The 24,835-nt window shown below is 71.1% G+C and carries 22 protein-coding genes; 5 read left to right on the forward strand and 17 right to left on the reverse strand.

Annotated features, from left to right (window positions below; all coding sequences use genetic code 11):
* From FJY74_04670 to FJY74_04680, 3 genes are all read right to left on the reverse strand, one after another.
* Positions 1-1,482: BatA domain-containing protein (locus FJY74_04670; protein MBM3307596.1), on the reverse strand; the 1,482-nt coding region annotated here is incomplete at its 3' end.
* A gap of 43 nt (positions 1,483-1,525) precedes the next feature.
* Entirely contained in the window at positions 1,526-2,425 is a 900-nt protein-coding gene (locus FJY74_04675) for a DUF58 domain-containing protein (GenBank protein MBM3307597.1), read from the reverse strand.
* A 128-nt stretch (positions 2,426-2,553) separates the two neighbouring features.
* Complete coding sequence (locus tag FJY74_04680; GenBank protein MBM3307598.1) at positions 2,554-3,561, reverse strand: MoxR family ATPase; 1,008 nt, start codon at positions 3,559-3,561, stop codon at positions 2,554-2,556.
* A gap of 269 nt (positions 3,562-3,830) precedes the next feature.
* On the opposite strand from FJY74_04680, the gene FJY74_04685 reads away from it, so the two are divergent.
* From FJY74_04685 to FJY74_04695, 3 genes are read left to right on the forward strand one after another with little or no spacing between them, the layout of a single operon-like run.
* A complete protein-coding gene (locus FJY74_04685) occupies positions 3,831-4,259 on the forward strand; it encodes a hypothetical protein (GenBank protein MBM3307599.1) in 429 nt (142 codons plus the stop codon).
* Positions 4,260-4,286: 27 nt separating this feature from the next.
* Positions 4,287-5,093 (forward strand): hypothetical protein, encoded by an 807-nt coding sequence (locus tag FJY74_04690; protein MBM3307600.1) that lies wholly within the window; start codon positions 4,287-4,289, stop codon positions 5,091-5,093.
* Between the two features lie 40 nt (positions 5,094-5,133).
* On the forward strand, positions 5,134-6,402 hold the full coding sequence (locus tag FJY74_04695; GenBank protein ID MBM3307601.1) for a hypothetical protein: 1,269 nt from the start codon (positions 5,134-5,136) through the stop codon (positions 6,400-6,402).
* 91 nt (positions 6,403-6,493) lie between these two features.
* Here the strand turns inward: FJY74_04695 and FJY74_04700 are convergent, their stop codons facing one another.
* The 6 genes from FJY74_04700 to FJY74_04725 all read right to left on the reverse strand — a co-directional run bounded on the left by FJY74_04700 (position 6,494) and on the right by FJY74_04725 (position 14,911).
* The gene (locus FJY74_04700; protein MBM3307602.1) at positions 6,494-8,587 is read right to left on the reverse strand and encodes a hypothetical protein; all 2,094 of its coding nucleotides are present in this window, start codon (positions 8,585-8,587) and stop codon (positions 6,494-6,496) included.
* 23 nt (positions 8,588-8,610) lie between these two features.
* On the reverse strand, positions 8,611-9,237 hold the full coding sequence (locus FJY74_04705; protein ID MBM3307603.1) for a hypothetical protein: 627 nt from the start codon (positions 9,235-9,237) through the stop codon (positions 8,611-8,613).
* Positions 9,238-9,277: 40 nt separating this feature from the next.
* A complete protein-coding gene (locus tag FJY74_04710) occupies positions 9,278-9,784 on the reverse strand; it encodes an RNA polymerase sigma factor (protein ID MBM3307604.1) in 507 nt (168 codons plus the stop codon).
* Between the two features lie 112 nt (positions 9,785-9,896).
* Positions 9,897-12,065: a hypothetical protein gene (locus FJY74_04715; GenBank protein ID MBM3307605.1), complete on the reverse strand. Its 2,169-nt coding sequence runs from the start codon at positions 12,063-12,065 to the stop codon at positions 9,897-9,899.
* Positions 12,066-12,099: 34 nt separating this feature from the next.
* Positions 12,100-13,401: a diguanylate cyclase gene (locus FJY74_04720; protein ID MBM3307606.1), complete on the reverse strand. Its 1,302-nt coding sequence runs from the start codon at positions 13,399-13,401 to the stop codon at positions 12,100-12,102.
* Positions 13,402-13,678: 277 nt separating this feature from the next.
* Positions 13,679-14,911: an OmpA family protein gene (locus FJY74_04725; protein MBM3307607.1), complete on the reverse strand. Its 1,233-nt coding sequence runs from the start codon at positions 14,909-14,911 to the stop codon at positions 13,679-13,681.
* A 225-nt stretch (positions 14,912-15,136) separates the two neighbouring features.
* Here FJY74_04725 and FJY74_04730 point away from each other — a divergent pair, with 225 nt between their 5' ends.
* Both FJY74_04730 and FJY74_04735 read left to right on the forward strand, forming a co-directional pair.
* Positions 15,137-15,529, forward strand: a complete 393-nt coding sequence (locus tag FJY74_04730) for a cupin domain-containing protein (protein ID MBM3307608.1) — start codon at positions 15,137-15,139, stop codon at positions 15,527-15,529.
* A gap of 168 nt (positions 15,530-15,697) precedes the next feature.
* Positions 15,698-16,387 carry a hypothetical protein gene (locus FJY74_04735; GenBank protein ID MBM3307609.1) on the forward strand — a complete coding sequence of 230 codons (690 nt, stop codon included), beginning with the start codon at positions 15,698-15,700 and terminating at the stop codon, positions 16,385-16,387.
* A gap of 128 nt (positions 16,388-16,515) precedes the next feature.
* On the opposite strand, the gene FJY74_04740 is transcribed toward FJY74_04735, so the two are convergent.
* The 8 genes from FJY74_04740 to FJY74_04775 form a co-directional block, all read right to left on the reverse strand.
* A complete protein-coding gene (locus FJY74_04740; GenBank protein MBM3307610.1) occupies positions 16,516-17,139 on the reverse strand; it encodes a V-type ATP synthase subunit D in 624 nt (207 codons plus the stop codon).
* A complete protein-coding gene (locus FJY74_04745; GenBank protein ID MBM3307611.1) occupies positions 17,136-18,521 on the reverse strand; it encodes a V-type ATP synthase subunit B in 1,386 nt (461 codons plus the stop codon). The genes FJY74_04740 and FJY74_04745 overlap by 4 nt, the downstream gene beginning before the upstream one ends.
* Before the next feature lie 19 nt (positions 18,522-18,540).
* On the reverse strand, positions 18,541-20,325 hold the full coding sequence (locus tag FJY74_04750) for a V-type ATP synthase subunit A (GenBank protein ID MBM3307612.1): 1,785 nt from the start codon (positions 20,323-20,325) through the stop codon (positions 18,541-18,543).
* Between the two features lie 31 nt (positions 20,326-20,356).
* Positions 20,357-20,692 carry a V-type ATP synthase subunit F gene (locus FJY74_04755; protein MBM3307613.1) on the reverse strand — a complete coding sequence of 112 codons (336 nt, stop codon included), beginning with the start codon at positions 20,690-20,692 and terminating at the stop codon, positions 20,357-20,359.
* On the reverse strand, positions 20,685-21,686 hold the full coding sequence (locus FJY74_04760) for a DUF2764 family protein (protein ID MBM3307614.1): 1,002 nt from the start codon (positions 21,684-21,686) through the stop codon (positions 20,685-20,687). The genes FJY74_04755 and FJY74_04760 overlap by 8 nt, the downstream gene beginning before the upstream one ends.
* A gap of 8 nt (positions 21,687-21,694) precedes the next feature.
* Positions 21,695-22,294: a V-type ATP synthase subunit E gene (locus FJY74_04765; protein ID MBM3307615.1), complete on the reverse strand. Its 600-nt coding sequence runs from the start codon at positions 22,292-22,294 to the stop codon at positions 21,695-21,697.
* 19 nt (positions 22,295-22,313) lie between these two features.
* Positions 22,314-22,772: a V-type ATP synthase subunit K gene (locus tag FJY74_04770; protein ID MBM3307616.1), complete on the reverse strand. Its 459-nt coding sequence runs from the start codon at positions 22,770-22,772 to the stop codon at positions 22,314-22,316.
* A gap of 80 nt (positions 22,773-22,852) precedes the next feature.
* Complete coding sequence (locus FJY74_04775) at positions 22,853-24,820, reverse strand: V-type ATP synthase subunit I (protein MBM3307617.1); 1,968 nt, start codon at positions 24,818-24,820, stop codon at positions 22,853-22,855.
* Positions 24,821-24,835 lie beyond the last annotated feature (15 nt).

The raw sequence follows: 24,835 nt of genomic DNA on the forward strand, positions 1-24,835 counted from the left end.
GAGGATCTCCTCCGCGCCGGCGAGCGTCGCCTCGAACCCGCGGCGCACGGCCACGTCGTCGATCAAGCGTCCGCCGAACACGAGCCCGTCGAGGATCGGATGCCCCTCGCCCGCCGGAGCGAGCCGCGCGCCGCTCGAGCGTTCGAAGGGGACCGTGAGCGTCACGCCCGTGACGGACGAGAGCGGGCCGGTGTTCCAGAACCTCGCGTCCGTCCTTCGCCCGAGAACGAAGAGCGCGCCGCCGCCGTCGGCGAGATGCCGCTCGGTCCACTCGAGTCCGGACCCCGGCAGCCTGCCGGCGTCCGCGAAGACGACGACCGGGAACCGTCCGCGGTCCTGGCCCGCGAGCGCCGACGCGGCGACCCCCACGGGAGAGAAGCGCTCGCCGCGGCCGGTCGGGTCCAGCGCCAGCCGAAGGTAGTGGCCGTCGCCACGCGCGTCGGCGCCGTCGGGCTCCACGACGAGCACCTCGACGCGCTCTGTCGCAGGGATCGCGAGGTACGCCTCGTTGTCGCCCGCGAAGGCGTCGGGCGGGATCTCCACGCGCCACGCGTGCCACCGAGCCCCGTCGACGGCCACGGCGAAGCCGACCGGGGACGACTCCCCGGGCCCCACGTCAACGCCCGCCTGACCGACCTGCGCGTCGTCGAGGAAGAGCCTGACCGGCACCGTTGCCCGCCGCCGGCCGTGGTTCCTCACCTCGGCCGAGATCGTGTGAAGCCCCCGCGTGCCCCCGTACGCGCGCTCCACGCCGGTGACGACGACGCTGAGGTTGCTCTCGGGGCCGGCGACGGGAAGGCAGTAGGTCCTCGGCCCCGCCGCATCCGGCGCCCGGGCCGACTCCGCGCCGGCCGTCGCGAGACGCCACCCGCTCCGCTGCATGTCGCCGATGACGTAGATCTCGCGGTTGAGGTTGCGCGCTCCGGCGAGGAGGTCGCGCGCGAGCGCGAGGGCGGCCGGGTAGTCGGTCGCCGCCGCGCCGACGCGCACGCCGTCGACGGCGGCCTTGAGCGCCTCGCGGCCGAAGGTGCCCCCGGGCAGCACGGAGCGCGGCGGGACGCCGGCCGTGACGAGAAACGCCTGGTCGCCCTCGGCGAGGAGGCCGGCGATCCCGCGCGCGGCGGCGACCGCGGCGTCGAAGAGCGGGCGGCCGTCCTGCCCGTCGCGCGACATGCTCGCGCTGTCGTCGAGCACGATGGCCACCGACGTCCGGGCGTGCGCGCCGCCCGCGTGCGCGCCGCGGAGGGTCGGCCGCGCGAGCGCGAGCGCCGCGCAGAGGAGCACGAGCGACCGCACGACGAGCAGGAGGATCTGCCGCAGCCGGACACGTCGGATGCGCTTCCGCTCCAGTTCCTTCAGGAACCGAAGCGAGCTGAAGTCGACCGTCTCGACCTTCCGCCGGCTGATCAGATGGATGACGAGCGGGACGAGCGCGGCAAGCCCGGCGAACAGAAACCCGGCGTTCAGGAAGGTGAGGTTCACGTGTGACCTCCGGCGCGACCCGGCACGACCCGCCCGCGCCGCGCTATCCCAACCGCTTCCGCTTCTCGAGGTACGAGAAGAGCGCCCGGTCGTACGGCGTCGAGGTCAGCACCGGCACGTAGTCGATCCTGCTCTCCGCGCACTCGCGCCTGAGCGTCGTCGTCCACCGCCCCACGGCGTCGAGGTAGTCCCGCCGCACCGTGAACGGCTCGGTGGTCATCACCTCGCCCGTCTCCATGTCGCGGAACGACGCGTCCACGTCGAACCCGAAGTCGGCCTCGCGCGGGTCGAGGACGTGGAACACGATGACCTCGTGCTTGAGATGCCGGAAGTGCTTGAGCCCCGGAAGCACGTGATCGGCGTCGTCGAGGAGGTCGGAGATGAGGATGATGAGCCCCCGGCGCCGCACCCGCCGCGCGAGCTCGTGGAGCACGAGGCCGATGTCCGTTTCCGACGATGCGTCGGCGCGGTCGAGCTCGGCGAGGAGCAGGTGAAGCTGCTTCGCGCTCGACCGCGGTGGCACGAACCGCCTCACCGCCTCGTCGAACACGAGGAGGCCGACGGAGTCCTGCTGCTTGAGCATGAGGTAGATGAGCGCCGCGGCGAGGTACCGCCCGTACTCGAGTTTCGACACGCCGGCCGACCCGTACGCCATCGAGGCGCTCGCGTCGAGCAGGACGTGCCCGCGGAGGTTGGTCTCCTCCTCGTACTCCTTGATGTAGAAGCGGTCGGTCTTGCCGAAGACCTTCCAGTCGATGTGCTTGAGCGGATCGCCCGGCATGTACTGCCGATGCTCGGCGAACTCGACGCTGAAGCCCTTGTACGGGCTGCGGTGCAGCCCCGTCACGAAGCCCTCGACCACGAGGCGCGCGCGAAGCTCCATGGTCGCGAGCTTCGAGACGACCGCTGGGTTCAGATAGCGTCGGAAGGACTCGTTCGTCATCAGGCTCCCAGGAGGCGGAGGCCCATCATCCGCGACCGCGTCGGCGGGCTCCATCATCCCCTCCGGCTCAGACAAGGCTGCTTCGCAGCCAAACTCGCCGGGCGGGGATGATGGAGCCCCGCCACCTGTCACTTCACCTCCGCCACGATCCGTTCGACGATGTCGGCCGGCGACACGCCGTCGGCCTCGGCGTTGAAGCTCGTCACGATGCGGTGCCGCAGCACCGGCTGCGCGACCGCGCGAACGTCGTCGGTCTCCGGCGCGTACTTCCCCGCGAGCACGGCGCGCGTCTTCGCCGCGAGCACGAGGTACTGCGACGCGCGCGGGCCTGCGCCCCAGCTCACCCAGTTCCGCACGAACTCCGGCGATCCGTCGGCCGGGCGCGTGCTCCGCGCGAGACGCACGGCGTAGTCGAGCACGTGCCCCGGCACCGGGACGCGCCGCACGAGCCGCTGGAGCCCCCGGATGTCCTCGCCGGTCAGGACCCGCGTGAGGTCCGGCTGGTATGCGCTCGTGGTCGTCTCGACGATCTCCCTCTCTTCCGCCTCGGTCGGATATCCCACGTGGATGCTGAACATGAAGCGGTCGAGCTGCGCCTCCGGCAGCGGGTACGTGCCCTCGAGCTCGATGGGGTTCTGCGTGGCGAGCACGAAGAACGGGAGGTCGAGCGGATACGTGTTCCCCCCGGCCGTGACCTCCTTCTCCTGCATCGCCTGGAGGAGCGCGGCCTGCGTCTTCGGCGGCGTCCGGTTGATCTCGTCGGCCAGCACCACGTTCGCGAACACCGGACCTCGGATGAACTTGAAGCTGCGCGCGTGGCTCGCCGGGTCCTCCTCGATGATGTCGCTCCCCGTGATGTCCGACGGCATGAGATCCGGCGTGAACTGGATGCGCTTGAACGAGAGGTCGAGCACCGAGGCGAGCGTGCTCACCATGAGCGTCTTCGCGAGCCCCGGCACGCCGACGAGGATGCAGTGCCCGTCGGCGAGGATCGCCGTGAGAAGCTCCTCGATGACGCGGTCCTGGCCGACGATGACCTTGCGCATCTCGCCCAGGATCTTGCCCCGCGCCTCCGCGAGCGTCTGGATCGCCTCGATGTCCTTCCGTCCGTCTGCCCGCCCCGCGTCGCTGGCCATGCTTCCCCTCGCTTCGGTTGCCGCGCTCGCGCGGTCCGCCCGTGAATGCACCTAGCCGCCGCGCACGGCCCCGGGATGGGCCTGCGCCGCGGTCCGTCTCTCCGTCCGGCGCGTCGCGCGCCGTGCAGACCAGTCTAGTGAACGCGGCGCCGCGGGGCAAGGACGCGGTGCGACGGGCCGGGGGCTTGATTCGGCGCGCTCCGCGGCCTATGATGTGACGAGCCGTTCACCCCCTGCAGCACGCGGAGGTCGGCAGGCATCCGAATCAGATGGAGGCGGCCCATGACCGCTCGAGGCTCTGCGCGCTCGTGCTCGCGCTCGTCGTCGTCGCCGGACTCGCGGGCTGCGCGAAGAAGGTGGCCGTCAGCATCTCGTCCACGGTCCCGGCCGCGCAGGCGGAGATCAAGACGAGCAAGGACAAGAACGAGAACAGCGTCGTGGACCTCAAGGTGAAGTACCTCGCGCCCCCCGACAGGCTCACGCCGCCGAGGTCCGTGTACGTCGTCCGGGTCGAGGCTCAGGACAGGGTCACCGTGAACGTCGGACGCCTCAAGCTGAGCGACAAGCTCGAGGGCGGCATCAGGGTCACAACGCCCTACAAGAGCTTCAGGATCGTCGTCTCCGCCGAGGACGACGCGCTGGCCCGGTCGCCCGGGTCACACAGGGTCATCGAGACCGGGCAGATCAACATCCGATAGCACGCGGTCTCTCATCCGGAGCGGCCCGTGACGTGTCTCCAGGAGCTCCGGCAGATCGGGATCGAGAAGAGCAGGGGGCTTCCGGACGAGGCCTTCCGCGTCCGCGGCCTGTGGCGGACCGACCTCCTCTTCAAGCCCAACCCTGCCGAACGCACGTTCAACTACACGTTCCTCCTCGTCCAGACGGTCGCGGAGGGCGCGTGCTACTGCTCCACCATCCCCGCGCTCGTCGAGGGCTTCGACCTGCTCGGCAAAGACTGCCGGACCGCCGAGTTCAAGTATCGCTGCTTCGAGGTCGCAGCCCTCGACGCGATGTTCTCGGCGTTCGACAAGCGCCCCGATGAGACCCTCACGCTCTCCGGCACCTCGGCTGAGAAGGCGGTCCGGCGGAGCGGCATCATCGCGGGCGAGGTCCTGCGTCAGCTCGAGCTCGCCGGCGCGGAGCGCGGCCGCGTCGTCAACGTCGGCGTCATCGGCAACCTCGTGAAGATGCTGACGGAGCGCAGCATCGAGGTCGTCGGGACCGACGAGGACCCCGCGCTCGTCGGCTCCGAGATCGACGGCATCCCGGTGCACGGCGAGGAGCGCACCGTCGAGCTCGTCGAGGAGTGCGACGTCGCCGTCATGACCGGCATGATCATCTCCACCGACACGATGGAGGACATCCTCGCCGCAGCCCGACGGGGCCGGACGCGGCTCGTCATGTTCTGCGAGACGGGCGCCCACCTGTGCGAGGAGTACGTGCGAATGGGGGTGGACAGCGCCATCGCGGAGCCGTTCCCCTTCTACATCTTCGGCGGGACCACGCGGATCGACATCTTCAGGAAGAAGTGAGGAGGAGCGTCTGCTCAGGAACTTCGAACAGCGAGACGGCGTGCTGCACATCGGAGGCGTCCCCGTGACGGGGATCGTCGCGGACCACGGCACGCCGCTGTACATCTACGACGGCGGCATGATCCAGGCGAAGTGCGGCGCCGTCGCCTCGGCCTTCCCGTCGTTCGACATCTTCTACTCCCTCAAGGCGAACCCGTCGCTCGGTCTGGTCGGGTTCCTCCGTCGCATGGGCGCCGGCGCCGAGATCGCCTCCGGCGGCGAACTCCACGTCGCGCGCGCGGCGGGGTTCGACCCGCTCGACATCGTCTTCGCCGGGCCCGGCAAGACCGACCGCGAGATCGAGGAGGCCATCGTCGCGGGGATCTTCGCGATCAACGTCGAGTCCGTGCGAGAGCTCGAGCGCGTCGCGCACATCTCGAAGCTGCTCGGAGTCCCCGCGCGGGTCGCGCTGCGCGTGAACACGGCGAACGGGCTGGCGGACCCGGGGCGCGGGTCGGCCGGTCCGCTCCACGAGCAGATGGCCGGGGGCCCGAGCAGGTTCGGCATCGACGAGGAGAAGCTCGGCAGGGTCGCCGAGGTGTGGAACCGACGAACCGTGGACATCGTCGGTGTCCACGTGTACACGGCGAGCCAGATCCTCAAGGCCGACGAGATCGTGGAGAACGCGCGGAGGGCCGTCGCCGTCGCCCGACTCGTCGAGGAGATGACCGGCCGGCCGATCGAGTCCATCGATTTCGGAGGCGGCATCGGCGTGCCGCACTACGACAGTGAAACGCCGCTCGACCTCACGGCCCTCGGCGCGCGCGTCGAGGAGGTCTTCCGCCCGTTCGCGGAGGCGGACGCGCGGCTCATCATCGAACTGGGAAGGCACATCGTGTCCGAGGCCGGGGTGTTCGTGAGCAGGGTGATCGAGCTCAAGGAATCCCGCGGCGAGCGGTTCGTCATCACGGACGGCGGGGTCAACCAGTTCCTGCGGCCCGTGCTCATGAAGGTGGACCACGAGGCGCGCGTCGTCAACAAGCTCGCGTCCCCCGGCGCGGCGACCGCGAGGGTCGGCGGCCCGCTCTGCACGCCGATCGACTGCACGGCCCGAGAGCTCCCGGTTCCCGACGACATCGCGCTCGACGACCTCGTCGGCGTGTTCAACGCGGGCGCCTACGGCTACTCGATGAGCCCGCTCCTCTTCCTCTCGCACCCGACGCCCGTCGAGGTGATGGTCCTCGACGGCGAGATCGTCCCGCTCAGGAAGCGCGGCACCTACGACGACCTCCTCCGCAACCAGCAGCCGTTCCCCGGCGCGGCGCGGTAGGGGCCGGCGCGCTGGGACGAACCCCCGACGCGACGCGCGCCGGGAGCCAATGCCCCCGGCGCGCGATCCGTTGCGACTCCGATCGTCCCGACTACTCCGAGCCTCCTCCCCCGATCGGGCGGACCACCCTCACGAGAGCCGCGTCGCTGTACACCTCGCCGCCCTGCGTCACGGTCGCGACCACGCGCGTCTGCTTCACCTGGCCGGGCAGGATCTGCGTCGTAGCGGTGAAGAGACCGTCGGGCGAGATGCTGCCCGCCTCCGCGTTCAGCACCTGCCACTCGACCGGGAGCGGAAGCGGCGACCCGTTCTGATCGAGGACCAGCGCCTCGAACTGCCGGGTCTGCCCTGGGCGCAGCGTCGCCTCACGGGGCCTGACCCGCACGACGACCTCGGGCATCCCGATGTTGATGATCACGACGGCGGCGCCGATGAACACGCGATCCTGCCCCAGCACGACCTGGGCGGTCACGCGCCCGGTCGGCGGCTCCGGCGAGCCGGGCTGCGGGAAGTCGGTGGCCGCCGTGAAGAGCCCGTCCGGGGTGATGGTGCCGATCCGCTGCGGCACCACGCCCCACGTGACGGGCACTTCCAGCTCCTCCCCGTCCGGACCGAGCACCACGGCGTGGAACTGCGTCGATTCGCCGGGCGGAACGAGCGCGACGCGCGGCTCGACGATCACTCGAACCGGGACCCCGGGGACCCTCACGAGCACATGCGCGAGGTCGGACAGCGTCGTGCCGTCCGGGAGCGTGGCCCGCGCGCCCACGGCGCCCTCGTGCGGACCGAACTCGGGCGAGGTCGGGTCTCCGTACGCGGGGTTCGCGGTGAAGAGCCCGTCCGGCGTGATGGTGCCGAGGCCGGGCGGGAGCACGGCCCACTCAACCGTCACGGGGATGGGGCCGCCGGGGCCGACGACCTCAGCGTCGAACTGCACCTCCTGCCCGGGCGCGACGACCGCGCGGGCGGGCGTGATCCTGAGACGCGCGGTCGGGCCCATCGCGCGGACGAACACCCGCGCGGCGTCGCTCGCCGTCCCCTCGGTCGTGGTGACCGACGCGGTGACGGCCCCGCGCCACCCGCCGCCGGACGCGGGCTCGGGGAACTCCTCGGCGGCGGTGAAGAACCCGTCCGCGCTGACCGTGCCGAGCCACTCCGGCCGCACGTGCCAGTCCACGGGCACGTCGATGGGCTCATTGTCCGGGCCGAGCACGACGGCCTCGAACTGCACGTCCCCGCCCGGCGCCACCGAGGCGCCCTTCGGACGGATGTGCACGCGCAGACCGGCGGGCCCCGGGTACCTCACCTCGACGGCCGCGAACCCGCGCGCGGGGCCGTCGACGGCCATCGCGGTCGCGACGACGCGCCCGTCCATCTCCTCGGGTCCTGCCGTGAACACGCCGCCGGCGGTGATGGCCCCGAGCGCGCGCGGCACGACGGACCACTCGACCGGCACCTGCACGGACTGGCCGCTCTCGTCCAGCACGATCGCCTCGAAGCGCGCCTCGTCCCCCGGCCGCAACAGGGCGCGAGGCGGCCTCACGATCACCCGCAGCCGCCCGCTCTCGGGCTCGCCGACCACCACGCTCGCGGCGCCGACGCCCTCGCGGCCGCCGGAGGAGGCGTGCGCGGCGACGCGGCCGGCGCCCGAGGCGTCGCCCGCCGTGAAGAGGCCTGAGCCCGTCACAACGCCGAGCGCGTCGGGGAGCACGACCCATCGCACGTCCGCGCTCACGGACTCCCCGGTCAGCGGATCCGTGACCGAGGCCTCGAACTGCACCTGGCCCCCGGTCGGGGTCGCGGCGTCCGGCGGAGCGACCGTGACCGACAGCCGCCTCGGTGCCGCGCTCCCGACCTCGATCACCGCGTGCCCGGACCCTGTGGCCTCGCCGTGACGAGCCACGACCCTCACGATGCCTCGCCCTTCGTTGTTCAGCGCGACGAGCCTGCCGTCCGCGCCGACTCGGCCGAGCCGCGGCGGGATCACCGACCACGAGAGCTCGGCGGAGACCGGCCGCCCCTGCGCGTCCGTCACGGAGGCCGTGAAGCGGACCTCCGCGCCCGGCCTCAGGTACGCCTCGGCCGGCGAGACCGTGACTGTCAGCGCGTCGGCGGCCGCTTGGCCCGTCGTCGCGAGCGCGACGGCGAACGCAACCGTCAGCATGATGCCGTGTGCGCGAAACATGCGATCACCTCCATCCCTTCGTTTCACACGCGCTCGTCCGGAGCGCGGTGTCCGTCCACCGTGTAGAAGAGCCACGTGATGTCCCTGATCTTGTTCCCGGCGCGGTCTCGGATCTCGATGGTGATGACGTGCTCGCCCTCGGCGAACCGCTCCCCCGGCGTGTACATGACGTAGTCCGCCGTGACCTCCGCGAGCCCGGTCACGTCCTCCTCGTCCACGAGCAACCGGATGACCGCCCCCTCGAGCGGCGGCGTGATCGCCGCCACGATCTCCACCTGGCCGCCGCCCACGACCGCGTTCCCCTGCGGGAGCATGGGGTCGATCCTCGGCGCGACAACCTCGGACTCCACGGCGACCTGTTCCGCCTGCGGCGCGACGGGGACGGCGATCGGCGCCTGCCGCCCGCCGCGCGCGAGCACGACGGCCAGCGCGGCCACTGCCACCGCTGCGACCGCCCACGCGAGCCTGGGCGAGCGGAGGAGCCCCGCGCGCGTCCGCCCCGCCGCGTCTCCGCGGAGCCTCGCGAGCAGCCTCTCCCGATAGAACGGCGGGAGCTCGGCCTGCCGGAGCTCGCCGAGCAGCCGCTCGACCCGCTCGTCCTCGGGCCCCATGGGCGCCCCGGTCCTCTGCTCATCCCGTCCTGTTGCCATCGTCTCCTCCCCGCCGCGCCCGTCGGTCCGCCCGGCGGCCTCACACCTTGCCCTCGAGCAGCCGTCCGAGCATCGCCTTCCCCCGCGCGATCCTCGACTTCACGGTGCCGACCGAGCACCGCGTCACCGCGGCGATCTCCTCGTAGCTCGCGTCCGACATGTACCGGAGCACGATCGCCTCGCGGTACGGCTCCCGCAGTCCCGCGACCGCCGCGCGGACCGCCGCGGCGCGCTCCCTTTCGACCGCGTCGAGCGCCGGCGTCCGCCACTCCGCCGACGGCGGCGGGTCCTGCTCGGCATGGTCCCGCCACAACGCGGCCCGGCGCGCCTGCCTGCGATGCCGCTTCTTGAACACGTTGACGGCGATGCGGTAGAGCCACGTGAACGGGTCGGCGTCGCCGCGGAAGCCGTCGTAGGCGCGCATGGCGCTCACGAAGGCCTCCTCGGCGAGGTCGAGCGCGTCATCGTAGTCGCCGGTCAGTCCGTACATGACGTTCACGAGCCTCTTGTCGTAGCGCGCCACCAGTTCCTCGAAGTCGGGCTTCACCCTTCACGCCCTCCGCGCCCTGTTGCTCGTGAGTTAGAGACCGCGACGTGGCGAGTTGTTCCCGGCCGAGGCGGCGTTTCGGGGCCGCCCGCCGCTCGCCGCACGGAGCGGGTCAGAAGCGCCGTCCGAGGCGGACGATCCCGACGTGCTCGGTGTAGCTCTCGTCCGGAGTTGCCCGGTCCTCAAGCTCGAGGTATCGGTACTCGGTCTCGAGATCCCAGGCGTCGAAGCGGTATCGCAGTGCAAGCGTGTGGGTCGCCCGCGTCGAGTCGTCGTCGCCTGTTCCGAACGTCCAGCGCGTGGACGCCCGGGCCGTGAGGTCGCTGGGCAGAACCTCCCAGCGGACCTCGCCGCCCGCGCCCGCGGTCTCGTTGTCCGCCGTGGCGGAGATGCGCGACCAGAAGAGCGAGAGCGAGACGAACAGCCGGTCCCGGCGATACGAGCACCCGGCGGCGCCCTGGACGTAGCGGTAGTCGTACGCGTCGTACGGGGTCCGGTCGTATCGCGCGAGCGCGTAGCCCCGCGCGTCGCCGCCCGCCACCGTGAGCACGCCGTCGGCCCGCGCCGTGAGGACCGTCCCCCACTCGTCCGCCGCGGTCCCGGACGCCGACCCTTCGGTGCGGTGCACCTCGGCGGTCACGAGCGCGCCCAACGCCGCCGGCGAATAGGCCGCCTCCACCCCGACGCTCTCCCGCCCGGGCCTCGTGGCGATGTTCCCCGCGGCGTAGAACGCCGTGTCGGCGCGCGCGTACTCGATCCACGCGCGGTTCGCGTGGTCCTTCTCGTAGCCGACCCGCACGCGCGCGTGCGCGCCGTCGCCCTCGACGACGCCGCTCGACCACGACCTCGCGGCCTCGGCCTCGACGAACCTCCGGCCGCCTCGGACGAGAAGCCTCGCCGCGAGCACGTCGTTCTCGACGGGCTCGACGACGCGGTCGGCGGCGGCCACCGTCGCCGTGTCGTCGAACGCGTGCAGGAACGCGAGCGCGAGCTCGCTGCCCGTCCCCCACGCCACGGTCTCCTTCGCCCCCAGCGCGTAGCGCGCGTACGCGCCCCATCCGTCGGTCGTGTCGGCCTCGGCGAGTCTGAGCGCGACGACGTCGGTCCTGGTCGGCCCGACGCGGACCGCCGCGCGCGCCCCCAGCCCGGAGGCCCACTCCAGCGTCGCGCGTGTCAGCGACGGGTAGATATCGCCGGCCTCTGCGTCAAACGACGACGATTCGAACAGGAAGGCCCCGCTCAGTCGTTCGTCGAAGAGCGGGTCGTATCGCGCCGTCGCCATCCACGTGCTCCCGACTCCGAGGGACGACGCGTAGAGGTCGAGGCTCGGCGCGCTCACCTCTTCATAAGGAAGGAAGACCTCGAGCGACTCCGCGTCCGCGGCGTCGGCCGCCACCGCCGCCCAACCGACCTTGACGAAGCCGCTCAGGACGGGCGCTGACTCCCAGGTCTCCCCCGTCGGCGCCGCCGTCGCGTCGGGTTCCGGCGTCCGCGGGACCCACAGGGCCTCCTGCACGAAGAACATCCACCTCCCCTCGACCGCCCGCGAGGAAGTGAGCGCCGAGAAGACCACCGTGTGCGCGCCGACGCTGAGGGACTCCGGCGGTGAGAGGTAGAAGTGGTCGGATCGCAGCTCGGCGGCGTCCGTCACGTCCCGGCCGTCCAGGAGGACGACGGCCGTCCATGGGCTCTCGAGCGGAGGATCGAGGACGGCGACGACGTCGGGGCGGCGCCCCGGGACGATCTCGCCGGGAAGCGGGGTGATGACCTCGATGCCCGGGTCGAGCGACGCCGGCGGCAGGTCCGCGGCCGCCGCGACGCTCGCCCGGCCCGCGACCGCCACCGCGTACCAGCCGGGCGCCGGCGACGACGGAGGAGCCGTGAGCGCGTCTCCGGTCAGATCGGTCACGCGAAGGTAGTAGCGGAGCTCCGCGGGCAGGACGAGGTCCGCGGGGATCGCGCCCAGCAGAACGCTCCCCGACAGCGAGAGCGGGAACGCGCGCTCCCCGGACGGGGTGAGGACGACGACGTCCGCAGCCGCGACGTCGGCGGCGGCAAGGCCGGTGAGGGCCGCCTCGACCTGGAGCGCGACGCGCTCTTCGACGATGACTGGAGGAACGTGGGTGAGCCGTGCGCCCGCCGGAAACGCCGGGCTTCCGTTCGGGGCGGTGAACACCATGAGCACGGCGACGACACCGGCCGCGCGGAGCGCGCGCGGCCCGGGACGCCGGGTGGGGATGTCGCGGGCCTTCTCTGGGGGCGCGGCGTGCTCTCTCGCCATGGAGTCCAACGATACCACCACGCGAGGGAGCGTGTCACCGCCGCAGATAGGACTGGATCTGCGCGGCGAGGTTGTTCGTGTCGATGGGCTTCGTGATGTAGCCGCGGCACCCGGCGCGGACGAGCTCCTCGAGGTCACGGGGCATGTCGTGCGCCGTGAGGGCGACGACCGGAATGCACCGGGTCTCCTCCATCTGCACAAGCCTCCTCGCAGCCTCAAGCCCGCTCATCCCGTTGAGGCTCACGTCGATGATCACGAGATCGGGGCGGGCCGACTTGGCGAGGTAGAGCGCGGTCGGGCCGTCCGACGCCTCGATGACCTCGTACCCGTTCGCCCGCAGGACGACGGACGCAACGTTCCGGCTGTAGTCGTTCTCCTCGACGAGGAGGATCCTGGCGCCCGTGTCCGCGTCGCTCCATCGGCCTCCGACGGCCTCGGAGAACGCGACGACCGTGCGGTCCCGACCGCCCTGCTTGGCCTGGTAGAGCGCCGAGTCCGCCATGCGCATGAGGGTGGTCGCGTCGCGGGCGTGGTCGGGGTAGGTCGCCACTCCGCCGCTCATCGTGGCCACGAGCTCGGGAAGGTCGGGCACAGGCGACCGCTGGCCGAACGACACGCGGAGGCGCTCCGCCATGACGCCGGCGGCCCGCCCGTCCGTCTCGGGCAGGATGACCGCGAACTCGCCGCCGCCGTACCGCGTGACGATGTCCGACTGCCTCGTCTCGCTCAGGAGCACGTCGGCAAGCCCCCGGAGCGTCTCGTCGCCGACCTCATGGCCGAAGCGCGCGTTGACGCTCCCGAGGCTGTCGACGTCGAACACCACACAGGACACCTTCCTCCCGTACCGCCTCGCCCGCTCGACCTCCTTCTCCAGGCGGTCCTCGCAGAACCGCCGGTTGTACACGCGGGTCAGCGCGTCGCGGTCCGCGGGGGTCGCGCCGGGCTCGTCGCCGTACGCGATCCGCAGCATCGCGCGAACCCGCGTCGCGAACTCGACCGCGCCGACGGGCCAGCACATGCTGTCCATGTCGCTCGCGGCGCCCGCGAGCTCCTGTCCCTTCCTCCGCAGCACGAGCACGGGGATGGGTCTCGACCGCCCGTCATCCGACAGCCGCTCGAGGGCCTGGCAGCGGCGCAGCTCCTCGCCGGGGAACTCGACGACGATGAGGTCGGGACTCGAGGCCGTCGCGGCATCCAGCATTTGCTCGGGCGTCGTGCACACGACCGCCTTGTAGCCCGCGCCCTGGACGCGGTCGACGAGGACCCTGCTGTCCTGGCCGTCACACGCGGCCACGAGGACCTTCCTGCGGACCGTGTCGCCTGTTCGCTCCGACATGCTTCCCCCCGTGGGTGAACGCGTTTCAGCGGGCCGGGGCGCCGACCGCCCACGCATGCGTGCCCTCCCGGGCGCGGCGGCCCGAGCTCGGTTGTTCAGGTTAGCAAGCGGTGTGCCACGGGAATCGTGCAGCGGGCGAGGCCGGCGCGCGTGTTGCCGTGCGGGTTGCGGGCGGAGCGCAAGATGAAGGGGCGGCACGCACTGCGCCGCCCCTTCCCTTGTGCACCCATCCGTGGGCCGCCGCGCCGCATCCGGCGCGCGACCTCCTGTCGGCCCGCTACCGCACGGGCTCGATGATCGCCCGTCTGTTCTGCGACCGGTTCGCCTCGGTCGTGTTCGCCATGAGAGGCTGGGTCTCGCCCAGCCCGACGGTCGTGATGCGCGAGCCGGCGATGCCCTTCGCGACGAGGTAGTCTCTCACGGCGACGGCGCGGCGCTGCGACAGCCGCTCGTTGTACTCGTCGCCGCCGAGGTCGCACGCGTGCCCGCCGACCCTCACTGCGAGATCCGCGTCAGCAAGCATCGCGGCGGCCATGGCGTCCAGCTTCCCCCTGGCCGTGCCGTCGAGCGTCGCGCTGTTGAGCGCGAAGTTGACCGTCACCGCGAGCAGCTGCGGCTTGATCTCCACGGGCGGCGGGGGCGGAGGAGGCGGAGGAGGCGGAGGAGGCGTGACCTTCGGGCAGCCGCGCTCGTCCACCGTCGTCCCGGGCGGGGTGCCGGGGCACTCGTCGTAGAGGTCCGGCACGCCGTCGCCGTCGGTGTCGATCGCGCTGAGGTCGACCGGGGCGGGCTCGGCCTTCTTGCCGCAGTCGCCCGGGCCGAAGTAGTAGGTCAGCGCGACATAGCCTTCGAGCAGCGTGTTGTTGAGGTCCATGCCCTCGAAGCCGTACTCCTCGATCGAAGAGAGCCCGCACGTGTCGAGCTTCTGCTTGTAGAGGTAGCTGTAGCGGCCGCCGATGCCGATGGCGGTGCGCTCGCCGGCGAAGAACTCGACGCCCGCGCCGACGATGCCCGTGAGGTTCTCGCCGCGCAGCCTGCCCTGCTTGCCGTCGTTGTCGTAGCCGACGGGGACGGTGCCCTTCCCGTCGCGCCAGTCCTCAACCTGCCACCAGGTGATGCCGAGTCCGGCGCTCACGAACGGGCGGACCTTCGCCTCGGGCATGATGTTCCAGATGGCGGAGAGGGAGCCCGTGTTCCACATCGTGCGGAACTCGTCCGGCTCGCCCCAGCCGGAGAAGCGGTCGCCGTCCTCGCCGAAGAGCTCCTCGATCGGCTTGTTCCGGGTCTCCCCGTGCCGGTAGTCCAGGGCCACCCAGAACCTGTCGTTGATGGGCTTCGACACCTGAAGCCCGAGGGTGAGCCCCGCGTCGGCGTACTCGTGCGTGCAGCCGATGGGCTGCATCACTCCGACGTTGATGCCCACGCCGAGATCCTCGCACGAGATTGCGGCGTGCAGCGTCGCGGGAACGAGGAGTCCCGCGGCGAGGATGCAGAACACCAATCGGAACATGCCTCACCTCCTCTGATGGGAACTGCGTTTCCCCCGGTTACGGTTCGCCGGGGGCCAATGCTATACAAAACCCCTCCGGGTGACAAGAGGAGCTTTCGGGGGGCATGCCCGACCGGTCTTGTCGTGGCGGGTCGTCTCGGGCATACTCGGCCCGCCGGAGTCGGGGTCGTCACCGCGGCGGTCCGCGACGGCGTCCGCGCTCAAGCGACCCTATGGAGGACCACGATGCTTGTCAAGGACGTCGCGACGACCAGGCCGCTGACGGCCGCCGACCACTCGGAGATCCGAGAGCTCCTCCACCCGGAGCGGGACCCCGTGGCGCTCGGGTACAGCCTCGCGCACGCGTTCGTGAAGCCCGGCGCGGCGACGCTCCCCCACGCGCTCACGCACACCGAGGTCTACTACATCATAGAGGGACAGGCGGTCATGCACGTGGGCGACGAGTCCCGATCGCTCCGCGCCGGGCACGCCGTCTGCGTCCCGCCCGGAGCGACGCAGTGGATCGAGAACGCCGGGAAGAGTGGGCTCGCGTTCCTCTGCATCGTGAGCCCACCGTGGACGGAGGAGTGCGAGGTGGCCGTCGGACCGTCGTCCCCGGCCGGCCGGCCTCGCTCGTGATGCGCGCCATTTTCCGCTTGGCAGAAACCGGCCCTGTGCTAAGATTCGGCGCTCGGAAGCCCCGGGCCTCCCGGGGCGGAACGGGCAACCACGCCGCCCGTTCCCGGCGCGTCGGGAATCCCGCAGCGAAGGCGGGACGCCGGGGGGGCGGAACAAGAAGGAGGGCATATGCGTCGCGCTGTTCTGCTTGCGCTCGTCGTGGCGATGCTCGCCGGCGCAGGCACCGCGGTGGCGGATGACGGCTTCTACATGGGCCTTCGTCTGAGCGGCATGGGTCGCACCTGGCTCAACCCCTACTGGCACGGACCGTACTACGACTGGGACGAGGACCCGGCCCATCCGCTCTACTACCTCGATCGCACGGACGACGGTCTCTTCGACTACACCGAGATGTGCTTCGGGTACCGCACCGGCGCCATGGCCGGCGAGCTGAGCTTCGGGATGTCGAGCTCGAAGTGGTTCGAGGAGTGGGAGGACACCCGCGCGGACAACGAGTACACCGAGCAGGTCACGTGGCGGACCATCGGCCTGACGGGCCTCTACACGATGATCGAGCCCGATCCGATCGAACTCGACCTCGGCCTGAGGTTCCAGCTGCATTCGGCCAAGTGGACCTTGGAGCTGACCGGCTACAGCGAGTCCGACCGTGAGGAGGGCGCGTCCGGCTGGTCCATCGGCCCCGTCATCAGGGCCCGCTGGTACCTGGGCGACGGCGCCTTCGCCATCGGTCCGGAGATCTACCCCCGGTACACGAGCCTGAGCTACAAGCACGACTCCAGCTCCTACCTGGAGCCGTCCGAGGCCACGATCAGCGACATGGGCGTCGAGTACTCGGTCAGGGCGGAGTTCTTCTTCTAGACTTCCCGCCGGGACTCAAGGCCCGCGAACACGACGAGGGGCGCGGTCACCCGCGCCCCTCGTTCGTTCCAGCCGCCTGGCGCCGCCGGCGCCGGTCGGCGTGTCACGCCGCCCCGGCCCCGCTGCCGCTAGTGCTTCCTCACGATCTCCTTCACCTTCATGAGCCGGGTCGCGTTCGCGCGCTCAAGCTCGGAGAGCCGGTCCGAGATGAACCGGATGGTCTCCTCGAGGCTCGGCACGAGGATGTGCTCGAGCGCGTTCACCCTCCGACGCGTCTTCTCGAGCTCGGCGGCGATGAGCTGGACGGCCTTCTCCATCTCGGCGAGCCGGACGAGCTTCGGGAGGGCCGCGGCGTACATCGCAAGCGCGCGGTCGAGGTCCGCCGTGGTCTCGAGGTACCCGTACCCGAGTTCCGCCTGCTCGGGGAACTCGACGCTGAACTTCGGGACCTTGAGGTTCATCACCTGCTCGCGGTCCGCGCGCACCTCGACGAGGCGGCGCGAGAACGAAAGCGCCGCGTCCATCGCGCTTCGGTCCATGTCGAACCGCGCGGACAGGAACGCGCGGTGCGCGCGCGCGAGCTCCTCGTCCACCTCCGCGCGGAGGTCGCGCACGTGGTGCACGAGCCCGAGGAAGCGGCGCATGAGCTCCTCCTGCTTGTCCTTGAGGAGCTTGTGCCCGCGGCGGGCGAGAACGCTCCTTCGCCTCAGGCGAAGGAGCTGCATCCTGGTGGGGTTCGCGCGGAGTCTCACGCGGCGTCGACCTTCCTCTTCATGTACTTCGCGATGTGCTCGGGCTTCACGCGCTTGAGCTCGGCCACCGGCAGGATCTCAAGAAGCTCCCAGCCGAGCGCGAGCGTCTCCTCGATGGTGCGGTTCTCGTCGGTCCCTTGCTGCACGTAGCGGCCCTCGAACACGTCGGCGAACTTGAAGAACGCCTTGTCCTCGGGCGAGAGCGCGGCCTCGCCGAGGATGACCGCGAGCTCCTGCGCCTCCTTGCCGCGCGCGTACGCAGCGAAGAGCTGGTTGGCGAGGCTCGCGTGGTCCTCGCGGGTGCGGCCCGCGCCGATGCCCTTGTCGCGGAGGCGCGAGAGCGACGGCAGCACGTTGATGGGCGGGTAGATGCCCTTCCGGTGGAGCGCCCGGTCCAGGATGATCTGCCCCTCGGTGATGTATCCCGTGAGGTCCGGGATGGGATGCGTCTTGTCGTCCTCCGGCATCGAGACCACCGGGATCTGCGTGATGGAGCCCTTCCTGCCCTTGATGCGCCCCGCGCGCTCGTAGATGGTCGCGAGGTCGGTGTAGAGGTAGCCCGGGTAGCCGCGGCGGCCGGGGACCTCCTTGCGCGCGGCCGAGATCTCGCGGAGCGCCTCGCAGTAGTTCGTCATGTCCGTGAGGATGACGAGCACGTGCATCCCGAGGTCGAACGCGAGGTACTCCGCCGCGGTGAGCGCCATCCGCGGCGTCGCGATGCGCTCGATCGCCGGGTCGTTCGCGAGATTCATGAAGAGCACGGCGCGCTCGATGGCCCCGGTCCTCCGGAAGTCCGACACGAAGTACTCGGCCTCCTCGAAGGTGATGCCCATCGCCGCGAACACGACGGCGAAGTCCTCCGCGGCCGAGAGCACGGTCGCCTGCCTCGCGATCTGCGCCGCGAGTTCGGCGTGCGGCAGACCGAAGCCGCTGAAGATGGGCAGCTTCTGGCCGCGGACGAGCGTGTTCAGGCCGTCGATGGACGAGACGCCCGTCTGGATGAACTCGTTGGGGTAGTCGCGCGCGGTCGGGTTGATGGGCGAGCCGGCCACGTCGCTCTTCCTGTCGGGGATGATCGCCGGGCCGTTGTCTTTCGGGCGCCCGAGGCCGTCGAAGACGCGGCCGAGGATGTCGCGAGAGAGCCCGATCTCAAGCCCGCGCCCGAGGAAGCGCACGCGGGCGCTCTCGACGCTCACGCCCGTCGCGCCCTCGAAGAGCTGCACGAGCGCCACGTCTTCGTTCACCTCGAGGACCCTGCCCCGCCGCACCTCCCCGCCCGGCAGCTCGACCTCCGCCAGCTCCTCGTACTTGATCCCGGAGACCCCCGCGACAAGCAGGAGCGGCCCCGCGATCTCCCGGACGGTCCTGTACTCCTTCAGCATCGTCTCTCCCCTGCTCGGTTCAGACCTGAGCGCCCTCGCGCTTCTCGACGAGCGCGCGCACCTGCGACTCGATGCGCGTCGCGATGGCATCCAGCTCCGCGACGTCCGACTCCGGGACGTAGCGAGACCGCGCGATCTCCCCGACGACCCCCAGCGCGAACAGATCCTCCGCCTGGACGCCCAGCTCGACGGCCTCGCTCGCGATCCGGCTGAACGCCATGATGTTCCGGAGCATCCGGTACTGCTTCGGGAACGACGTGTACGTGTCCACGTCGTCGAAGGCGTTCTGGTGAAGGAAGTCCTCGCGCAGGGCCTTCGCGGTGCCGAGGACGAGGCGGTCGCGGTTCGAGAGCGCGTCCACGCCGACGAGCCGCGCGATCTCCTTGAGCTCCGCCTCCTGCTGCAGGACCCTCATCGCCGCCTGCCGCGTCGTCTCCCAGTCCTCGGACACCTCGCGGCGGAAGTAGTCCGCGAGGCTGTCGTGGTAGAGCGAGTAGCTCGTGAGCCAGTTGATGGCCGGGAAGTGGCGCTCGTACGCGAGCCAGTCCTCGAGCGACCAGAACACCTTGACGACCTTGAGCGTCGCCTGGACGACCGGGTCCGAGAGGTCGCCGCCGGGCGGCGAGACCGCGCCCACCGCGGAGAGCGCACCGACGCGGCGGTCGGACCCGAGGCACACGACCCGACCCGCGCGCTCATAGAACTGCGCGGCGCGCGCAGGGAGGTAGGCCGGGTACCCCTCCTCGCCCGGCATCTCCTCGAGGCGGCCCGACATCTCGCGGAGCGCCTCGGCCCAGCGGGAGGTCGAGTCGGCCATGAGCGCGACGGAGTAGCCCATGTCGCGGAAGTACTCCGCGATCGTGATGCCCGTGTAGATGGACGCCTCGCGCGCGGCGACCGGCATGTTCGAGGTGTTGGCGACGAGGACGGTCCGCTTCATGAGCGGCTCTCCGGAGCGCGGGTCGGTGAGCTCGGGGAACTCCCTGAGCACGTCGGTCATCTCGTTCCCGCGCTCGCCGCAGCCGATGTAGACGACGATCTCGGCGTCGGCCCACTTGGCGAGCTGATGCTGGATGACGGTCTTCCCGGCGCCGAACGGGCCCGGCACGCACCCGGTGCCGCCCTTCCCGATCGGGAAGAACGCGTCCACGACGCGCTGCCCGGTGACGAGCGGCTCCTCGGGCGTGAGACGCTCCTGGTAGGGCCTCGCGAGGCGGACGGGCCACCGGTGCATGAGCCGAAGCTCGTGCGTCCCCCCGCCGTCCTCGAGCTCGCCGATGACGTCCTCGACCGCGAACTCGCCGCTCGCGAGCCTCCTGATCGTCCCCTTCACGCCGGGCGGCACGAGCACCTTGTGGACAACGAGGCTCGTCTCCGGCACGGTGCCGAGAACGTCGCCGCCCGTCACCTCGTCCCCCGCCTTCGCCGTCGCCGTGAACTCCCACTTCTTCGAGCGGTCAAGGCCCGGCACGTGCACGCCGCGCGTGACGTGATCGCCGACCTTCGACCTGATCTGATCGAGCGGGCGCTGGATGCCGTCGTAGATGGACTCGATGAGGCCCGGGCCGAGCTCGACGGACAGCGGCTCGCCGAGCGACACGACGGGCTCGCCGGGGCCGAGGCCGCCGGTGTCCTCGTAGACCTGGATCGAGGCGAGGTCGCCCCTCACCTCGATGATCTCTCCGATGAGCCGCTTGTCGCTCACGAGCACGACGTCGAACATGCGCGCCTCGCGCATGCCGTCGGCCACGACGAGCGGACCGGACACCTTCCTGATGGACCCCTGGACCTTCGACTGTGCCATTCCGGGTCTCCCGCGCGACGTCGCGTCGCGGCTAGTCGTTTCGTCCCACCGCCAGGATGTCGGCGCCGACGGCCGCGGACACGGCCCGATGGATCTCCTTCGCCGCAAGCCCGCTCGAGCCCCTCACGCCCGGCAGCACCGTCACGGTCGGCAGCGCCCGGTCGCGCAGCGCCGCGATCTCGGCCGCGCACGCCTCGTGAACGTCCTCGGTCACGAAGACGATGGCGTGGCCGGCCGCCACGGCCTCGGCGAACGCCGCGCGCGCCTCCTCCGGCGTCGCCGCCGGCATCGCGGCCACTCCGAAGGCCCGAAGGCCGAGCACGGAGTCGCGGTCCCCGATGAAGGCGATGGTGGCGGTTCTAGACATGGACGCTCCTCAGGCGCTCCTCGACGTCGCCTCTCGCGAGGCCGCCGAGCCTCGCGAGCACGGCGGTGCGAACGAGCCTGATCTCGATCTGCCGCCGCAGGACGTACGCGATGAGCGGCTCGATCCCGTACGCGACGGTCTTCGCGGGCTCGACCCGCGCGAGCAGCGCGTTGTCGCACGCGCGCTCGACCGCGTACGACCTCTCCGGCGCCCACTCGCGGAGCGCCGGCGCGAGATCGCCGTAGGGACCGTACTCCAGCGCGCGGGCGAGCGAGTCGACCGGCTCTCCGAGAAGCCGCGTGAAGAAGGTCGCGTCGAGCTCGCCTCCGGCCACGAGCGTTCGCGCGAGGTCGGCCGCGTCCGCCCCGGCCTGTCTCATCCGAAGGAACGCGCGGACGTTCGCAAGGTCGATCTCGACACGGAAGTACGATTCCAGGAACTGGTTCCGCCTCGCGCGCGCGGTCGCGAGCGAGTGCGCCCACAGCGCCGCGTCGCAGACACGGTCGATCGCCGCGAGCTCGCCCGTCTCGCGGTGCGCCTCGAGCGCCGAGCGCGCGGCCTCCGCGACCGGCTCGGGGATCTGCGCGAAGCCGCCCTCCTCGACCGCCTTCCTCATGGCGTCGAGCGGCACGGTCCCGATGCCGTCGGCGAGGCCGAGATGGCCGTCGCCCCGCCTGAGCGCCGCGGCCTTGAGGAGCGACTTCAGATTTCGGAAGTCCCACCGCAGCCTGAAGAGGTCGATGAGCTCGGGCTCGGGCGACACGCCGGAGATCGTCGCGAGCGTCTGGGCGAGCGCCCGCTCGAGCCCGCGCTCGATGTCCTGCGGACGCGCGACGCCGGCGAGCGCGTCCTGGTACCCCGAGTCGCCGAGCGCCTTCAGGACGCCGTCGGGCGTCTCCGAGAGGAGCCGCTCGATCCACTGCCGGTCGAGGGCGCGGGTCTCCATCCCCCTCACCCTCGCGACGGCGTAGGCGTACCTGGTGTCGTCGGCCATCCGCTCTCCTACCGCGTCGCGTCCTCAGCGAACAGGATGCCCGCCACCTCGGTCTCGAGCCGCTCGCGCGCTCCGCGAAGGACCGTCTCGAGCGAGCAGTTCGTCTCGGTCTTCCCGCGGCGCAGCACGAAGCCGCCGTCGATCGGCCGCCGCTCAGTGGAGAGTCTGAGGCCGCCGGGCGTGCCGCGCTCCTGCGAGAACCCGTCGAGAAGCCGCTGATCGATCCGTCGTTCCCCTTCCCCCACGATCACTTCCTCGTCACCGGCCTCCACGGCCTGCCTGAGGAGCGCCCTGATGAAGCGGCCGTACTCGTCGGCCGGCATCGTCATGATGCTCTCGCGCGTCTCCTCGAACACGCGGTCGATGAGAGCGCGCTTCTCGCTCAGGAGCTCGCGCCGCGCGGCGAGCCTCGCGAGCGTCAGGATGCGGTTCCGCTCCTCGTCGGCGCGCTGCGTCGCCCGAGCGCGGATCCGCTCGGCCTCGGCGGCGGCCTTCCGTCTTGCCGCCTCGAGCGCCGCCTCGGCCTCGCGCCGCGCTTCCGCGATGATCCCACGGCACGCCTCCTCGGCGTCCGCCTCGATCTTCTTCAGGATGTCCTCAAGCGCCATCGCCCCGCCCCTGTCCGGCCTAGATCTGGCCGAGAAGGAGAATCGTCGCGAGCAGGCCGAGCACCGCGTAGGTCTCGACAACGACCGCGAAGATCATGCCCTTGCCCATCTCGTCGGGTCGCTTCGCCGTGAGCCCGCACGCGGCGCCGGAGACGCGGCCCTGCGCGATCCCGCTCGTGAGACCGGCGATCGCGACGGGGACGCACGCGAAGAAGACGCGCCAGCCCTGCCCCGCGCTCATGTCCCCGAGCCCGAGCGCGACCATCTTGTTGATCGCGAGGAACATCGCGACGATGCCGTAGATGCCCTGCGTGCCCGGGAGCGCCTGAAGCAGCAGGACCCGCCCGAACTTCTCGGGGTCCTCGGCGACCACGCCCGACGCCGCCTGTCCCGCGATGCCGCAGCCGACCGCCGAGCCCGTCCCGGCGAGCCCGGCCGCCAGCGCCGCCCCGGCCATTGCTACCATCATCCCGTCCATGCGTCAGCTCCTTCCCCGCTCGTGGATCGCTTCCGTGTTCGTCGCGCTCCGCGCCCCCGCGTCGGGCGGCGCCTTTCGGCCTACCGTGAGACCGTCGAGTAGCGCCTCTCCGATCGGAACGGCGTGAACGGCCTCCCGCCACCCGTGAAGAATTTCCCGAAGAACTCGAGGTACTGCAGCCTCGCGGGATGGACGAACGCGCCGAGGATGTTGATCGTGCAGTTGAAGACGTGCCCGCCGAGCAGCACGAGCACCATGAGCACCGGCCCTATGACCGGCATGCCCGACGCCATCTCACCGACGCCGTTGATCGCGAGCGCGATGGCGCTCGTTGCCAGGCCGAGCGCGAGAAGACGCGCGTACGACAGCACATCGGCGAAGTAGTTCACGACGCCGTAGAGCTTCGGGATGCCGCCGAGGACCTTGAGGACCGGATTGCGGTTCTTGCGCCCGCCCGTGACGGCGGCGATCGCGAGGAACACGATCGCCCACGTCCTGCACGCGCCGATCACTGCGTCGGACACCGAGCCGCCGAAGATGAACTTGAACCCGAGCGGCGCGAGGGCGGCGATGAGCACGATCCACACGAGCTCGTCGAGGACCGCGTCGAGCCAGCGACCCTCCTTGAAGTTCATCGCCATCTTGACGGCCACGCCGAGCAGCACGTGGATGAGCCCGAAGAGGAACACGATGTTGAGCATCGTCATCGGCTCCGCGAGCGGGTCGATGAGCGTCGCCCGCCTGAGCGGCGACGGCAGCGAGGACGCCGCGATCCCCGCCCAGCTCCCGGTGAGGACGCCGACGAGCATGGACGCCGCGCCGCCCATCACGAGCAGCTGCAGCGCGACGCGCGCGGCGTTGCCTTTCGGGAGCCGGCTGATCAGAAGGAGCGCGGCGAGCGCGATGGCCGCCCCGTAGATGACGTCCCCGACGCAGAGGCCGAAGAACAGAATGAAGAACGGCGCGATGAGCGGGGTCGGGTCCCACTCCCAGTAGGCCGGCCTGCCGTACATCGTGACGACGAACTCGCACGGCTTGACGAGCGGGCGGTTGTCGAAGTCGACCGGCACGTCCTCTCCGGGCTCGGGCTCGCGGCTTCGCATCTCGATCGCCGGCGAGATCGCGCGCAGGCGCCCGACGAGGGCCGCCTCATCCCTGCCGCGGACCCATCCCTCAACGAGGAAGGTCTCGCGCGTCGCCGCGAAGCGCTCCTGCGCCGTCTCCTTCGCCAGGCGCTCGGCGGCTTCGTCCAAGACGATGAGAACCCGCGAGTACTCGTCCGCGAGCGCCGCGGCCTCGGCGCGCAGCCCGTCGATGCGCGCGCGCGCGGCATCGGCCTCCTCGAGGAGTCGCCGCACGGCGTCCTCGGGAAGACCGGACGCGCCGGAGAGGTCCACCCAGCGGACGTTGTAGCGCTTGAGGATCGGGGACACGGCCGAGGCGGTGTCGTGGTGGAAGAGGATCGCGACGCAGGCGGTCGAGCTGTTGCGCGACACCTCCACGACCGCGGTCTCGCGCGCGCCGCTCGCGAGCGCGCTCGGAAGCGCTCCTGCGTCGGTGGCCGCGACGGTTGCGAGTCCCACGGCGACGCGCGCCGTGTCCTTCGCGTCGCCCACGGGCATGCCGAGCCCGGCCCAGCGGTTCAGTTCCGCGGCGAGGGTCTCCCTGCGCAGGATCTCGGCATCGGCGCTCCGGACCATGCCCTCGAGCTCGACGCAGCGTCGATACCAGGCATCGACGTCCGCGGCCTCGAGCGTGGCGCGGAGCTCGTCATCGCTCACGAGCACCTTCGGGGCAGCGAGGGCGTGAAGACCTGAGATCCTTGGGGCGTACGGCTTGAGGAACTGCCTCACGTGCTGGAGCTTCGTGAGCTCACCCTGCAGTCGGCGAACCACGTCCTGCGGCGGCTCGCGCCGTGCGGCATCGGCGGGGTCCACCGACGGCTCTGTGATGTGGAGGGCCCCGCCTTCCCGAAGGGCGGCGACGACATCCGCCCTGGCGCTCTTGTGCGCGAGGATCTGGATCCTCTTCATCCGCGCGATCGCCATGTGCCCCCGTCTCCG

It is taken from the genome of Candidatus Effluviviaceae Genus I sp., from assembly GCA_016867725.1.
Classification (GTDB): Bacteria; Joyebacterota; Joyebacteria; order Joyebacterales; family Joyebacteraceae; genus VGIX01.